Here is a 15,286-nt window from a genome sequence, read left to right on the forward strand (position 1 = left end):
GCGGCGCGTTGCTCCGGTCGTTCTCGTCATCACGTGTAGCCGCGCGGCGACGGTGCGGGAAGGTGACCCGAGTCCTAAAAAGCCACGGGAAGGTTGCAGCGAGGCTGTGCCCGCGAGTCCTAGTCGACGAACTCGACTCGCACCGATCGTGCTGCATCGAGTGGTCAGCCGTACTCGGGTTGGACGCGACCCCAGCCACCCCCGCCTGGTGTCTCGATCCGGAGACGGTCGCCAGGTCGGACAGTGAGGCGACGTTTCCCGCCGAGGTCGACCTCTTCGAGACCAGCACCGGTGCGCCGGACGAGGATGTTCCGGCCCAGAGCACCCGGTTGGCCACCCTGGAGTCCCCACGGGGCGAGGCGACGCCGTTCGGTCAGGAGCGTGACCTCTACTTCGGCCAGGAACTCGATTTCCCGAATCAGCCCGTCGCCGCCTCGTGCGGCACCCTGGCCACCGGAACCCTCGCGCAATGCGTAGCGAACGATCCGAAAGGGATAGGCGTACTCGAGGGCTTCGATTGGAGTGTTGCGCGTATTGCTCATGTGGACGTGCACCGCGGAGAGCCCGTCGAGGCCGGGGCGAGCCCCCATCCCCCCGCCCATCGTCTCGTAGTAGGCGAACGGACGGCCGGTCTCGGGATCGATACCACCGATCGTCAGGTTGTTCATCGTTCCCTGGCTGGCGGCCGGGATCGTGTCCGGGAGCGCCTGCGCGAGGGCACCGAACAGGACGTCGACGATCCGCTGGGACGTCTCGACGTTCCCGCCAGCCACCGCGCACGGTGGCCGGGCGTTGACGACGGTGCCCGCGGGGGCGATGACGCGCAGAACACGGAAGACACCGTGGTTCATCGGTGCGTCTTCAGGCATGAGGCAGCGGAGCACGTAGTACGCGGCCGATTTCGTGACAGTCTCGACCGTATTGATGCTTCCCGGTCGCTGTGCGGTGGTTCCGGTGAAGTCGAAGGTGAGGGTCTCACCGTCGGCTTCAACAGTGACAGTGATCGGAACCGGTTCGTCGGATATACCGTCGTCGTCGAGGTAATCGGTGAAGCGGTAGGTGCCTGGCGGAATCGCTCGGATGGCCTGGCGAGCGAGACGTTCGCCGTAGTCGAGAACAGCCTGGCAGAGTTCGCGGTACCGTACCAACCCGTAGCGAGCGACGAGTTCGAGGACGCGGCGGACGCCGGTACGGTTCGCAGCGAACTGGGCCATGAGATCGCCGCGACGTTCGTCGGGTGTCCGCACGTTGCGGAGAATCAAGGCCAGAGCCGCCTGATTGAGCTGTCCGCGTTCCCAGAGTTTGATCGGTGGGATGATGATTCCTTCCTGGAAGAGTTCTGTCGCGATCGGCATCGAGCCCGGGCTGATACCGCCGACATCAGCATGGTGCGCTCGGTTCGCGACGAAGCCGATGAGTTCGCCTTGCGGTTCTTCACCGAGGAATACCGGACTGACCATCGTGATGTCCGGCAGGTGATTGCCGCCGAGATAGGGGTCGTTCACGACCACGACGTCCCCCGGCGCGAAGGGTGCGCACTGTTCCAGGACGACACGCACTGAATCGGGCATCGATCCCAGGTGCGCCGGAATGTGGGCTGCTTGGGCGATCAGCCGACCATGCTCGTCGAAGACGGCGCACGAGAAGTCGAGCCGCTCCTTGATGTTCGGCGAGAAGCTGGAACGTTGGAGCGCAGCGCCCATCTCCTCTGCCACGGCACTCACTGCTGCGCTGAACACGGCGAGCGAGACTGGGTCGATCCGGTCGCGATCCGGCATCTCCTACCGTCCTCTCCCGTAGGCCAACTTCACGATGTCGTTCGGCTCGCCGTGTCGTTGCAGCACGATCGTTCCGGTCGCATCGACGATGCCACGCCAGTCCGGCGGAATGACGGTCGTCGTATCGTATTGTGTCACGAGGGCGGGGCCGCTGAGGATCGCTCCAGGCATGAGCTGGGCGCGTTCGAAACGGGGCGTAGCGAGCAGTGACCAGCGGGTACCGTCGCTAAAGGCGGCATGGCGCATCTCCAGCGGCTCGGGTTCCCAGAGCGTCAAGGCGTCGCGCTGGCTAGCCTCCATCTCGATCGCGGGTGGGAGGGTCACCCGGAGGCGGATATTGACGATCGTGACAGGAATCGCTGGATCGGCATACCCATATAGTTGCTCGTGTGCCTGGTGAAAGCGCTGCACTGCGTCACTCAGAGAGTCGGTGAACGGGACAGTGAGCTCGTACGATTGCCCGCTGTACCGGAGGTCGAGCGCGAACTGGAAGGTTGCCTCGGTCAGTACGAGGCCCTCTTCGGCGAGATCGTGTATGGCTGCAGCAGTGAGGTCGGCAACGACCGTCTCGAGGGTGGGGTGAGTCCTGTTCGCGGGGAGCATGACCGTGCGGACGTAGTCGCGGGTGCTTGGGGCGGTGAGGAGGCCGAGAGCCGATAGGGTGCCAGGGTGGTGTGGAATGAGTACTATAGGGATATGTAGCTTGGAGGCAAGCGCGCAGGCCACCATCGGCCCCGCCCCACCGAAGGCAACCAGCCCGTATTCCCGCGGATCTTCACCTCGTTCGACCGAAACCACCCGGATCGCTCGCTCCATGTTGGCTTCGGCAACCTCGACGATACCGAGTGCCGCTTCCTCCAAGCTCCGTCCTAGCCGCCGCGCCACCCGCCAGATCACCTCGCGGGCTCGCTCCGCGTCCAGTCGCATCGTCCCCCCGAGAAACGCGTCCGGTAATAGCCAGCCCAGCACCACCGCCGCGTCGGTCACCGTCGGCTCGTCACCACCACGACCGTAGGCCGCCGGCCCCGGATCCGCCCCCGCCGAGCGTGGGCCGACCCGCAAGGCCCCACCCTCGTCGAACCAGGCGATCGATCCGCCACCTGCCCCGACGGTGTGGATATCCAGCATCGGTATCCGAACAGGGAGCTCGCCGATCCGCCCCTCGGTCCGCTCACGGGGTTCCCCGTCGATCAGACAGACGTCGGTCGACGTTCCACCCATATCGAAGCTGATGACCCTCCGGAACCCGGCTGCACGTGCGATCGCTCGCGCACCGATGACGCCCGCGGCCGGACCGGAGAGCAACGTCCGCACGGCTTGTCGTGCAGCGACCTCGGCGCCGATCGTCCCGCCGTTCGATTGCATGATCCACAACGAGGCACGACCCGGCAGCGTCTCGGCTAGCGTCTTCAGGTACTGCCCCATCACCGGTGAAACGTACGCGTTCACCACCGTCGTCGACGTCCGCTCGTACTCGCGGTACTCGGGTGAGACCTCGTGCGAGGCCGATACTGCGAATCCCGCCTCGCGCAAGAGGCTCGCTGCACGACGCTCGTGTTCCGGATTCACGAAGCTGAAGAGAAAAGAAACTGCAACTGACTCGATCCCCGCTGCTCGAAATACCTCGATCGCCGCCTCCACGTCCTCGTCGTGCAAGGGCACGACGATCTCTCCCTGCGGATCCAGCCGCTCCCGCACCTCCAGTCGCCACTGCCTCGGAACCAGCGGCGGCTCGCGGACCTGGCGGAGGTCGTAGAGCCGTGGCCGGTTCTGCCGACCGATCTCGAGCACGTCGCGGAAACCCGCCGTCGTCAGCAGCCCAGTTCGCGCACCCTTGCGCTCCAGGAACGCATTCGTCGCCACCGTCGTGCCGTGGATCAGCCGCTCGAGCCGATCCCATACGCCGAGTGCGCGCAGCCCGGTCACGATCGCCTGCGCTGGATCACGCGGTGTGGACGGCTCCTTGTGGATGCGCACGCCCTCGCCATCGATCACCACGAAATCGGTGAACGTGCCACCAGTGTCGACCCCGACACGAACCATGCCCGCTCCCTCGCTGTGACGACATACTCCCCAGACCCTGACCCACGGTAGCATAGCTGGCTATGGTACGGGTCTGCCGCAATCGTGCACGATATCTATCCGCAGGAACCCTGCTCCCTCGCATCGGTAGCGCACGAGCTGCCCCCAGCAGGACTGTCCTTCGATGGCGCGTCCCGGATCCGTCGATGCTACTACGTGAGAATGTGCGATCCCCATCTGGAGTGCTGCGAGGAAAACGAATTCGAGCGCGCTTCTCCGCACCGTACGGCGCAGAGAAGCAGGGAACAACGACACAACTGCCTGTTTGCCCCAGGATACGCGCGATACCTGGCGAAGATATCGTTCGTTCTCGGATGCTACGGTCCAAAACCGATTCGGAATGGTAGGACCGAATACCAGTAAAGGCAGTACGGCTAACCTGCCAACCGGCTGACAAGGTTCAGAGGCCTGCGTTGCTTGCCGACCTGACCGGCTGCACGACTCGCTCGTCGTCCAGCGAGCGGGGAAAGCGATCTACCCGGGAAACCGGGATCACGATCGCTTCCACGCTGCCGGGAATGCCGGCGCTGGCAACCACTGCTCGTTCACCGTTCTTCACTGGTCCAGGGCGAGTGTTACCGCCGGGGCACGGACGAGCCGTCCAGTGACCGGAACTTCGAGCCACACGCGCTGCGTGCCCACCGGTGGAAGCTCGAACTCGAGCGTCGAAGCTCCGGCGAAGACACCGCCTTTCTCGTCCCGTTCCAGTCCTGTACTCCCACCGATGTTGCGATAGACCTTGCCCGTCTCCGCTCGGAGAACGATGCCCTCCCAGACCGGTCCGACGAGAAGCATCCGACGCGCTTCCGGGTCGAGCTGGTTCCGTACGACCAGCACCATCTCATCGCCCCGACGCTGCACGCTCGTCACCGTGAGTGGCTCACCGCCCAACTCGAACGCCGTCCCGAGCGGGACGATCGCCCCCTCTGGCACTTCCCAGAGTGGCCTCAAGTCCAATTCGATCCGAACCGGCTCAGGGTGCGCGACGACCCACGGGTACCACTCGACCGCGAACGCCCGTGTCTGCTCGCCCAGCGGGGGGAACTCCGCCACGCGGGACCCGTCGGGCAGTGGCCATTCACCCGAGGCTTCCACCAGTCCCCCGTTGGACAAGCGTACCCGTAGGCCATTTTCGAGGACATTCGAGGGGCCCAGCTTTCCGGTCTCGAGCCGGTAGACAATGCCGGTGCCGGCTCGGCTGGACAAAAGACGGTGCAGCACGACCCGCAGGTCAGGGTGGTCAGTAGGTATCTCGCGCTCCACCGCAAACACGGTCGGCGCGACAGCCGCTCGATCGAAGACGCTCCTCGGGAGGACAAAGGTCCAGGGACCCTCGATCCGGCGCGGGCTACCGTTCAAACCCGATTCCGGCGCCACCAAAAGCCATTCGATCGTCACGGTGGCCTCTCCAGGCTCGGCAGGCCGGTAGCCCACGAGCAGGTCGACCGGAAGCCAGCCGTCCCGTTCCGGATAGCTCACGAGACTTCCCCAGAGACGCTGGTCACCGACGAATCCCGTCACGTCCAGCATCTCGGCGGTGATCGGAAGGAACGTCTCGCTCGGCTGCGTGGCCATTTCGCGTCGCAGCTCCAGGCGCAAGACGGTGCCGATGACCCGCGCCTGCACGTCGGTCAAGCGGATGCGGATACCGCTCGCTCGCGTTTCGACCGGCAACCCGGTCGCGCGAGGACTCTCAGCTGTACCGCACCCGAGCACGAGCGGTACGGCGAGAAGCATCGCCATCGCGGCGACGCTCCACCGCCCTGCTGCACGCTGCCTCCACCCGCCCCGATGCATGGCGCACCTCCTATCGGGTCATCGCCTGCCAGTACCAGTACGTCGGAAACCGGTACGACTTGATACCAGCTGCCCGCAAGAGGCCTGCCAAACTGCCACAGATATCCTCGCCACTCGTCATGTGCTCGATCCAGACAGGCGTGTTCGGTCCACCCCAGTACATGCGCTGTCCGAAGGCTTCGTACGTCCACTGCGGCGTATTCCAGTAGTACAGCGGAAACGGCGCCCCGTTGTCCCAGAACCGGCCGTTGTACGGGGCTGGAGCCGAGCGCGTCCAGCGATAGTCTTCACAGACCGCACGATGGCCGACTGTCATGACGTTGACCCGCAAACCGAACGACTGGACGAGAATGTGGTCGCTGTACGGGGTGTGCCGCACGCGGGCAATCGAACGAAAATTGTTCCCGGCTGCATCGCGCAGGGCATACTCGGGGGAATCGGCATCGAGCGCCTTCGCTCCAGTGACTGTCACCAGCACGGCGACGAGCGCGAGGAACAAAGCCTGCCGAGCATGTCGCATGAGGCGATCCTTTCCGTAGCTGGTCGACTTGCCACACTCAAGGTAGCAGAGAGAGAGAGAGAGTTGTCAAGTCTTCAGAAGGCGCGATCGAACCCGATCAGCTGTTCACGTCACCTGCCAGCAGCGGCCAGCGTCGCGCCCGATTCCCGACCCTTCGCAGCGATGCTCGTTTTCGCACCCGACCGTGCCGTGAGCGAGTCAGCGACCGTCCGCTCGTACACTGCACAGGTACCGTGTTTCCGCAGTACAATGCGACGAGTGGATCGCTCGACGAAGCAGAGAGGAGACCGCCATGAGCGACCTTCTCCGGATCGGTCTGGTCCAGATGAACTCGCGCTCGGATAAGACCGCGAACCTCGTGGTCGCCGAACAGCTGGTGACCGAGGCGGCTCAGCAGGGGGCTCAGCTCGTCGCCTTGCCGGAGTACGTCAACTTCCTCGGGCCGCGTGAGCTGCACGAGGCGAATGCCGAGCCGATTCCTGGCCCCACCAGTGAGCGCTTCGCAGAGCTGGCCAGGCGACTCGGCATCTACCTGCTCGGCGGTTCCATCCTCGAGCGATCGGAGCGACCGGACAAGTTCTACAACACGAGCGTCCTCTTCGCTCCGGATGGCGAAATCCTCGCAACCTACCGGAAGATCCACCTTTTCGACGTCGATCTCTCCGGTAACGTGACCAGCAACGAGTCGGTGACCATCCTCCCCGGCGACCGCATCGTGACCGCCCAGGTCGCCGGGCACACGGTGGGTCTTACCATCTGCTACGACCTCCGTTTTCCCGAACTGTACCGGCTCCTGGCCCTGGCCGGTGCCGAACTCATCTTCGTCCCGGCCGCATTCACGCTCTACACCGGCAAGGACCACTGGCACGTGCTGCTGCGGGCACGGGCTATCGAGAACCAGTGCTACATCGCTGCGCCTGCCCAGATCGGCCCGCACGATCCCGGTCAGCACTGCTACGGCCACTCGCTCGTCGCCGATCCCTGGGGAACCGTCATCGCGGAGGCGACCAACCGCGTGGGCGTCGTGGTCACGACTCTCGACTTCGCCTACCTCCGCGAGGTGCGACAGCAGCTTCCTTCGCTGGCGAATCGTCGGCCGGAGGTGTATGCCCAGGCTGTGCCTGTGGGGTGATGATCTTGCGGGATATGTCGTAAAGGAGCTGGCGGCTGGATCGGCCGCCAGCTCCTCCCCGTCCCTTTCGTCGCTCACCAACTCGCCCGATTTCCAGCACCACGCGGCCGATCGCTCAGCCCACCAGCAGCGCCAGGAGAGCGGCCGGCAGCACAACGAAGATAAGGTAGATGATCCACGCCACCACGGCCGTCAGCACCGCCCGACCGGTCGAAAAGTCGCAGGCTTGCCGGATGGCAACGATCGTCGCGACGAGAATCCACACCCCGACGATGAACCGGATGAGTCCGCCGACCGCTGGCAGGATCCCGAGGACGTACAGGATTCCCGGCGCCTGCGCGAACCCAAGGGTTCGGATCAGCTGACCCCAGGTCGCACTTGTCTCGGCTGTCGCGAAGAGCTTCGCTCCGACCAGGTAAGCAATGCCGGCATACAGCACGAAGCCGATCACTCCGAAAACGACCCCGCCGACGAGACCGATAACGCCATCGTTCCCGAGATTCCCGATACCGCTCGCAATCGCACTCAACACGACGATCGCAAGTGCGGTACCGGTCGCCGCCTCGTCCCGTTCCACGTCCTCATAGGCACGCGGATCGAGTCGTGCTGCGCCGATGGCTCGCTCGACGACCGATGCCTGTGCCATCTCGCCTCCTTTCGGCACCAACGTGCCCGTCGATATTTCCAGTTTCGGACAGTCAACATCCGTTGTCAAGGCAGCTTCGGCGATCCGGTAGCACCCTTGCCGACATCCGGCCTCACCGTCAGCCTGCCGCGCCCGTTGTACACTTGGTATCAGGACGATCGGTCAGATACGTGACGGCGTACCCATCACAACGATGCTGCACGGCGAATACAAGACACCCGGCGGTAAGCTGGTTCAAGTCGATTTCGAATTGGTCGACAACCGACTCGCGAATGTTCGGGTGACCGGCGACTTCTTCCTCGAACCACCGGAGGCACTCGACGCCATCACGCGTGCGCTTGAAGGCGCACCCGCACACGCTCCGGAGGGAGAACTCGCGGCACGCATCGCTCAGGCCCTGGCAGCGCTCGCTCCCGTCGAACTCCTCGGCTTCTCACCGGAAGCGGTCGCACGCGCGGTTCGGAGGGCTCTCGGATCATGAATGTCGCACGGTGGCGCAAGTATCGCTGGCAACTCGTGGCTGGCGAAGCGTTCGATCCGGCGATGCAGATGGCCCTCGACGAGGTCTTGACTCGTCGGGTCGGTGCCGGTGCGCGTCCACCGACCCTTCGCTTCTGGGAATGGACTGCACCGGCTGTCGTCATCGGACGCTTCCAGTCGCTCCGGAACGAAGTCGACCTGGAAGAAGCCGAACGGCACGGCATCACGGTCATTCGGCGCATCACCGGCGGTGGCGCGATGCTGACCGAACCAGGCAAAGTGATCACCTACTCGATCTACGCCCCGCCCGAACTCGTCGCTGACCTGTCTTTCCAGGAATCCTACGCTTTCCTGGATGCCTGGGTGATCGAGGCGCTCCGTGCCCTCGGTGTCGACGCCTGGTACCAGCCGATCAACGATATCACCTCGGCCCGGGGAAAGATCGGCGGGGCTGCTCAAGCTCGGCGCTTCGGGGCAGTCCTCCACCACACGACCATGGCCTACGATATCGACCCCGCGAAGGTGCCACGTGTCATCCGGATCGGTCGCGAGAAGCTGAGCGACAAGGGTATCCAGAGCGCCGAACGGCGGGTGGCCCCGCTCCGGTTGCAGACCGACCTCCCCCGCGAGACGATCCAGGAGCACCTCATCCGGACGTTCGCTGAACGGCACGGTCTCGAAGAGGGTGTACTTTCCACCGACGAGATCGAGGAAGCTCGCGAACTCGTCCGGACGAAATACGGCACGTGGGAGTGGACAGCGATCCTGCCCTGAGCACGTTCATGACTGAGATTACTGAAACAGCTTCGATCCCGTGCCGCGGCGCCGTCTCCCCTCCTCGAGGATCGCGGCGATCTCGGCCTTCGTGAACAGGCGCTCACAGAACCTCGGCGTCACGCGCTGGCCCACCCGTGGCCGCTGTATCCCGCGGACGAATACGCCGTGTTCGGTCTGCATGATAACGACGTCCTGAAGTTCCTGCTCGTCAATGAAGCGCCCGACCGCGCGCAAGATGTCCTCGTAGCGGTACACGAGCACCTCACCGCTCGCGCTCTGCACCTGCTCCTGTTCCGGCCGAGTGCCACCCGGCTCCGCCTGTTGACGTTCGCGCGGTGTCTCCTCGTCCCCTCGTCCGACCAGTCTCCGCAGCATGCCGGCTCCTCAGCGCAACCGGAAGCGCTTGTTCGCCACGTAGTCCATCACGATGTACTCCCCGAGGTGGTCGGGAGTCGAGAAGAAGGCGCGCCCTTTGTTGATCCGCGTCATCTCGTTGACGAAGCTCGCCAGGTACGGGCTCCGCTCGAGCATGAAGGTGTTGATGACGATCTCGTCGCGTGTGCACCGCGCGACTTCCTTCAAGGTCTCCTGGAACGTCTGATAGGTCGGCGGATAAGAGAAGCGCACCTGCTCACCGTCGAAGTAGGCGGTCGGTTCCCCATCGGTGATGAGGATGATCTGCCTCGTGCCACCGCGGTGACGCGACAGCAGCTGCCGTGCCAGCATGAACCCGTGCTGCATGTTGGTGCCGTAGTTGTACTCGTCCCAGGTGATGTGCGGCAGGTCCTCCGCTGAGAGCACCGAGGCCAGATACGAGAACCCGATGATGTACAGCGTGTCCCGCGGGAATTGCGTGCGGATCAAGCTGTCGAGTGCCAGCGCGACCTTCTTCGCAGCGAGGAAACAGCCATTGTAGAGCATCGACCGGCTCATGTCGACCATAAGGACGGTCGCTGCTCGGGTCTGCGTCTCGGTGCGGCGAACCTCGAAGTCGGCTGGTTGAAGCTGCACCGGCGTACCGGGCCCTTCCCGCTGCACGGCATTCATCACCGTGCGCGGCAGGTGCAGCAGGAAGGGGTCACCGAACTCGTACGGTTTCGTTTCCTCGCTCGGCTCACCACCCCGGCCGCTCCGCTCGATCTGATGCTGCCCGAAGCGGTCACGCTTGAGATGCTGGAAGATCTCGCGCAATGCTTTCTGGCCGATCCGCCGGATCGCCCGGGGTGTCAGCTCGTAGCCACGCCGCGTGCGCTGGATGTAGCCAGCCTCCTCGAGCAGCCGAGTGATCTGCCGCAGCGCCTCGAGTTGTGCCGCGATCTCATCCCCGTACAGCTCGCGGAGCCGTTCGAGGTCGACGCGACCCAGGTCACGCCAGTCCCGAACGCCCTCGAGCTGCTCCTCGAGTTGCTGCATCTCGCGGAGCTGCTCCATCAACCGGAGCGCCTGACCCAGCGTCAGCTCCTCGCTCCCGCTGAACGGCTGCGCCTGGCGATAGGGGTTCCGCGGCATGAGCTGCCCCAGCATCTGCCCGAGCTGGCGCAGTTCCTGCTGCAAGGCGGGATCGCGCAGCGCGGCATCGAGCGCCTCTTCGAGCTGCTGACGCATCTCCGGTGGCAGCGAATCGAGCAGGCTCTGTACCGCTGCCATCTGCTGCGCCAGGTGGTCGAGGAGTTCTTCGACGCTGTTGAAGTCCCGCCCGAAGTAGTGTCCCCAGCGGTGCTTGAAGCGCTCGATGTCTGGCTGTCCACCACGCGCGTACTCCTGCAAGAGTTCGTTGAGGTCTCGGAGCATCGTGCGGAGTTCGGCGATCGCCTCGGGCGTGAGGTTCTGGATCGCTTGCTGCAGACCTTGGAACGTCTGCTCCAGCACCTGCCGTTGCAGCGAAGCCAGCAGCTCTTGGAACTTTCGGCGCGCCTCCGGATCCATGAACTCGTAGTCGCTCAGAGCGCGGATACGGCCCGCCGGATCCGGTGGCAACTGATCCAGGAACGACAACTTCTGTTGCGCCATCCGTTCCAGGAGCTGCTGAAGTGCTGGATCGGGTATCGCTTCGTCAGGTTCACCCGACCCCGAACCAGCAGTCTCGCTGGACGTCCCCGGCTGCTCTCCGCGCTGCACGCGTCCCTGCGCGCGGGCCAGGTGCTCGCGCCCTTCCTGTACCCGTCGTTCGATCCCAGCGCGCTCGGTCTGGATGACGTCCTCCAACCGCTCGTTCAGGTCCTGCAACACCGATCCCGGATCGTACCGCTGCAGGATCTGCTGGCGCCGCTCGCGCAACCGCTCGAGCAACTCGCGGAAACCCGGCATGCGTGCATCGGGCCGATCGATGCCCCAACGAAACAATCGTTGGAGTGCCCGGTTCACGTCTCCTTCGGCCAGGAGGTCGTCGGCCATCGCCTCGAGTAGTTCCTCGGCCGTGAACGCGTCGATCTGCTGGGTCCCATCCCAGCGCGTATAGCGGAAACGGTTCGGTGTGGCACTCATGACGCACCTCCTGGCGCGGGCGACTCAGCTCCGGTACCGTGCCGGCCCTCGTCCGGTCGCACGCTCCTTGTTCAAGCGCCGGTTCAGATGCAGCCCCTCGAGCACGAACTCCACGGCCGAGGCGATCAGTGCCGGATCACCGGTGGCATTGAGCCGTTGCGTGGCTCGTCGCAAGCTCTCGATATGTGAGACCTGGTGCACGTACCGCATGGCTGGCTGCATGTCCGACGCTTCGACGGTAAGACCGTTTTCGAAGGCCAGAATGAGATCGTCGAAGTCACGCACCGAGAAATACCGGTTGAACGTCGCGACGACCGCCCCGTTGATCAACTTCTCGATGATCCGCTCTTCCTGCACCTCGCCCAGCGTCTCGAACTCCAGCTTGCCGAGCGTCGACGCCACTAGCGCCGGCAGGTCACTGATCCGCGGCACGGCATGCTTCTCGCCCAGCCGGATTGCTCGCTTGACCGCGTTACTGATCAGCGTCTCGTAGTTGGCAACCGACATGCGGGCACTCACTCCGGAGCGCTGGCTGATATCCGGACTCCGCCGCGCCAGGTGTGTGATCTCGGCGACGATCTCTCGCATGTACTGCGGAACCGTCACCGTGATCCCCGGCACCTCGACCGGTGTCCGCTCCTGTTCCATGATCTCGATCTCGTGCTCGATCGTGCGCGGATAATGCGTCCGGATCTGCGCTCCGAACCGGTCCTTGAGCGGCGTGATGATCCGGCCACGATTCGTATAGTCCTCCGGATTCGCGCTCGCCACCACGAACACGTCGAGCGGTAGCCGCACCCGGTAACCGCGGATCTGTACGTCACGCTCTTCCATGATGTTCAGGAGTCCCACCTGGATCCGTTCAGCCAGGTCGGGCAACTCGTTGATCACGAAGATCCCTCGGTTCGTCCGCGGGATCAGGCCGTAGTGGATCGTCAACTCGTCCGAGAGGTACCGTCCCTCGGCCACCTTGATCGGATCGATCTCGCCGATGAGGTCCGCGATCGTCGTATCCGGGGTCGCCAGCTTCTCGGCATACCGTTCTTCTCGGCGGATCCATGCGATCGGGGTGTCGTCACCCATTTCGGCAATGAGGTCACGCGCGTACTTGGAAATGGGAGCGAAGGGGTTGTCGTTGACCTCGCTGCCGGCGACGATCGGGATCTCCTCGTCGAGCAAGTTCACGAGGAGCCGGGCCATCCGCGTCTTCGCCTGACCGCGTTCGCCGAGGAAGATGATGTCCTGTCCGGCGAGGATCGCGTTCTCGACCTGGGGAATCACCGTCTCCTCGTAGCCGATAATCCCGGGGAAGATCGGCTCGCCAGCCTGGATCTTTGCGATCAGGTTCTTCCGCAACTCTTCCCGTACCGGCAAGACACGATAACCGCTCTCGCGCAGCTCGCCTAGTGTCCGTGGTCTTTCCATACCGATCCCTCGATCTCCTGACGCTCGTCGTGTGCATCGTCCCGGTCGGGCGTCTCCTCAATCCTACTCCCGGAGAGAGGCTCGTCAACTTCTTCTGTCGAGACGCGTCGGAACCGCGTCAGGAGTGCGCGGAACGCCCGCTGGCCAGCGACCCCTTCGGCGACCCAGCGCGCGATGCGGCGCTGTCGCCAGGCCAGCTCCCGGCTGGCCTCCTCGACTGGAAGGCCGAACCGTTCCTCGGCCGTGGCGAGGAACGCCGCCGGGTAGACAGCGAGCGGTGAGCGGATGGTCTCCCGTACGGCCAGAACTCGCGGCATCAGCTCCCGACCTTGCCAGCGTACCGACTCGACCCGCACGACCCGTCGCAACAGCCCCTCACTGGTTACCCCCATGCCGAGCGTGACGACGAGGTCGATCGGCCGCAGCGATTCCGACGGTACCTCCAGAGGAAAGCTGCGGAGCAACGCGAACACTTCTTCGGCTCCCGCTGCGTGCACGGTCGCACCGAGCCGCCACCCTTCCGTCAGGAGCCCGAACAGTCGCCGTACCCCTTTCCCCCACAGGTAGATCGGCAGGTGATCGCTGATCTCGTTCACGAGAAGATACGACCGGTCGCGCTCGAGCGTCTCGACGAACACGAAGCGCTCGTACCAGCCCCGGAGATAGTACCGCGTCGTTCCCTCCGGCAGGAGGTCGACGAGGGCAGTCAGGAGCGTCGTCTTCCCGGCGCCGTGCTCGCGAGCCGCGACGATCACCGACGCCCGGTGCTCCAGCGCCAGCCAGAGGAAGGCTGCCGTCGCCGCGTCCAGACTCCCGACGCGCACGAGGTCGACGAGGGAGAGACCGTCCACCGGCGGCACTCCGTACCGCCCCCACCAGTCAGCTGGCGGGATACCGGTTTCGTCGTCCTCGAGCGGTGCCCAAAGTCGTTCCACGCCCCAAGCATACTCAGGAACGGGGCAGCCTGCACCTCCCCATTCCCCGCCGCGTACGCACTCGTCAGCCCCGCAGCTCGATCGGCACGTAATGGCGGTTGATCGGCCCGACGTACTCGGCCCGCGGCCGGATCAAGCGGTTGTCGGCCTGCTGCTCGAGGATGTGCGCGGTCCAGCCGGAAATACGGCTGGCTGCGAAGACCGGCGTCATCAGCTCCTTATCGATGCCCAGGTAGTGATAGACCGACGCGGCATAGAAATCGACGTTCGGGAAGAGTCCCTTGTCGCGCGCCATCACCTCGGCGATCGCGACCGAAAGCTCGTACCAGCGCAGGTCGCCACGCGCCTCGCCCAGCCGCCGCGAGAGATCCCGCAGCCACTTGGCGCGCGGGTCCTCGCCCTTGTAGACCCGGTGGCCGAAGCCCATCACCCGCTCTTTGCGGGCGAGTTTTTCGGCGATGTACGGTTCGACGCGATCGAGCGTTCCGATCTCTTCGAGCATCTGCATCACTGCGGCATTCGCCCCGCCGTGCAGTGGCCCTTTGAGCGCAGCGATCGCCGCGGTGACTGCCGCATGCATGTCGGCCAGCGTCGCTGCCACCACCCGCGCCGCGAAGGTCGAAGCGTTGAACTCGTGGTCGGCATGCAGTACGAGGATCTTGTTCATCGCTTCGACCTCGAGATCGCTCGGCTCGCGGTCGTGCAGTGTGCGCAAGAAGGCGCGTGCCGTGCTCGGCTCGTCAGCTGGCGGTGCCACCGGAGCCAAGCCCCGGCGCAGCCGACCGATCGTCGCCACGATCGTCGGCACCTGTGCGACCAACCGGAGCCCCTTGGCGACCGCCGCCTCGCGCGCGACCGTGTTCGGGTCCTCCTCGTACCAGGCCAGCGCCGAGACGGCCGTGCGCAACAGGTCCATCGGCACTGCCCGCGGCGCCTCGCTCAGTAGCTGGAGAATCCCCTCGGGCAACCGCCGCTCCGCAGCGAGCGTGCGCTGCAAGTCTTCGAGCTGTGTTCGGGTCGGCAGTTCCCCATGGTAGAGCAGGTAGACGACTTCCTCGTAGGACGCCTGGGCGGCCAGCTCGTCGATCTCGATCCCGACATAGGCCAGTGTCCCGTCGATGATCGAACTGAGCCGTGTCGTCCCGGCGATGACACCCTCGAGTCCCCGTGCGACCATGAACGAACCTCCTCCACCCTGGAAACTTGACGAAGCTGGACGTTCCTTGACGG

The 15,286-nt window shown here is 64.6% G+C and carries 13 protein-coding genes; 3 read left to right on the plus strand and 10 right to left on the minus strand.

Annotated elements, in window-relative coordinates; genetic code table 11:
- Nucleotides 1-164: 164 nt before the first annotated feature.
- From OO015_RS13375 to OO015_RS13390, 4 genes are all read right to left on the minus strand, one after another.
- Nucleotides 165-1,778 carry a hydantoinase B/oxoprolinase family protein gene (locus OO015_RS13375; protein ID WP_265941977.1) on the minus strand — a complete coding sequence of 538 codons (1,614 nt, stop codon included), beginning with the start codon at nt 1,776-1,778 and terminating at the stop codon, nt 165-167.
- Between the two features lie 3 nt (nt 1,779-1,781).
- The gene (locus OO015_RS13380; RefSeq protein ID WP_265941979.1) at nt 1,782-3,821 is read right to left on the minus strand and encodes a hydantoinase/oxoprolinase family protein; all 2,040 of its coding nucleotides are present in this window, start codon (nt 3,819-3,821) and stop codon (nt 1,782-1,784) included.
- A gap of 594 nt (nt 3,822-4,415) precedes the next feature.
- A complete protein-coding gene (locus tag OO015_RS13385) occupies nt 4,416-5,603 on the minus strand; it encodes a hypothetical protein (protein ID WP_265941981.1) in 1,188 nt (395 codons plus the stop codon).
- Nucleotides 5,604-5,667: 64 nt separating this feature from the next.
- Entirely contained in the window at nt 5,668-6,177 is a 510-nt protein-coding gene (locus tag OO015_RS13390; protein ID WP_265941983.1) for a hypothetical protein, read from the minus strand.
- 292 nt (nt 6,178-6,469) lie between these two features.
- Here OO015_RS13390 and OO015_RS13395 point away from each other — a divergent pair, with 292 nt between their 5' ends.
- The gene (locus OO015_RS13395; RefSeq protein WP_265941985.1) at nt 6,470-7,309 is read left to right on the plus strand and encodes a carbon-nitrogen hydrolase family protein; all 840 of its coding nucleotides are present in this window, start codon (nt 6,470-6,472) and stop codon (nt 7,307-7,309) included.
- A 115-nt stretch (nt 7,310-7,424) separates the two neighbouring features.
- Here OO015_RS13395 and OO015_RS13400 read toward each other — a convergent pair whose 3' ends face one another.
- Complete coding sequence (locus OO015_RS13400; protein ID WP_265941987.1) at nt 7,425-7,955, minus strand: YIP1 family protein; 531 nt, start codon at nt 7,953-7,955, stop codon at nt 7,425-7,427.
- Between the two features lie 196 nt (nt 7,956-8,151).
- Here OO015_RS13400 and OO015_RS13405 point away from each other — a divergent pair, with 196 nt between their 5' ends.
- Both OO015_RS13405 and OO015_RS13410 read left to right on the plus strand, forming a co-directional pair.
- Nucleotides 8,152-8,436 (plus strand): biotin--protein ligase, encoded by a 285-nt coding sequence (locus OO015_RS13405; RefSeq protein WP_416236607.1) that lies wholly within the window; start codon nt 8,152-8,154, stop codon nt 8,434-8,436.
- A complete protein-coding gene (locus tag OO015_RS13410) occupies nt 8,433-9,209 on the plus strand; it encodes a lipoate--protein ligase family protein (protein ID WP_265941991.1) in 777 nt (258 codons plus the stop codon). Before OO015_RS13405 ends, OO015_RS13410 begins: the two co-directional genes overlap by 4 nt.
- An 18-nt stretch (nt 9,210-9,227) precedes the next feature.
- Here the strand turns inward: OO015_RS13410 and OO015_RS13415 are convergent, their stop codons facing one another.
- From OO015_RS13415 to OO015_RS13435, 5 genes are all read right to left on the minus strand, one after another.
- Nucleotides 9,228-9,587, minus strand: coding sequence for a hypothetical protein (locus OO015_RS13415; protein ID WP_265941993.1), 360 nt, complete (start codon nt 9,585-9,587; stop codon nt 9,228-9,230).
- 9 nt (nt 9,588-9,596) lie between these two features.
- A complete protein-coding gene (locus tag OO015_RS13420; protein ID WP_265941995.1) occupies nt 9,597-11,696 on the minus strand; it encodes a vWA domain-containing protein in 2,100 nt (699 codons plus the stop codon).
- A gap of 24 nt (nt 11,697-11,720) precedes the next feature.
- Nucleotides 11,721-13,121, minus strand: a complete 1,401-nt coding sequence (locus tag OO015_RS13425; protein WP_265941997.1) for a sigma 54-interacting transcriptional regulator — start codon at nt 13,119-13,121, stop codon at nt 11,721-11,723.
- Nucleotides 13,100-14,056 (minus strand): type II secretion system protein E, encoded by a 957-nt coding sequence (locus OO015_RS13430; RefSeq protein ID WP_265941999.1) that lies wholly within the window; start codon nt 14,054-14,056, stop codon nt 13,100-13,102. Before OO015_RS13430 ends, OO015_RS13425 begins: the two co-directional genes overlap by 22 nt.
- Nucleotides 14,057-14,120: 64 nt before the next feature.
- The gene (locus OO015_RS13435; RefSeq protein ID WP_265942001.1) at nt 14,121-15,233 is read right to left on the minus strand and encodes a citrate/2-methylcitrate synthase; all 1,113 of its coding nucleotides are present in this window, start codon (nt 15,231-15,233) and stop codon (nt 14,121-14,123) included.
- Between the last annotated feature and the right edge of the window lie 53 nt (nt 15,234-15,286).

The organism is Thermomicrobium sp. 4228-Ro, assembly GCF_026241205.1.
In the GTDB taxonomy this organism is placed as follows: domain Bacteria; phylum Chloroflexota; class Chloroflexia; order Thermomicrobiales; family Thermomicrobiaceae; genus Thermomicrobium.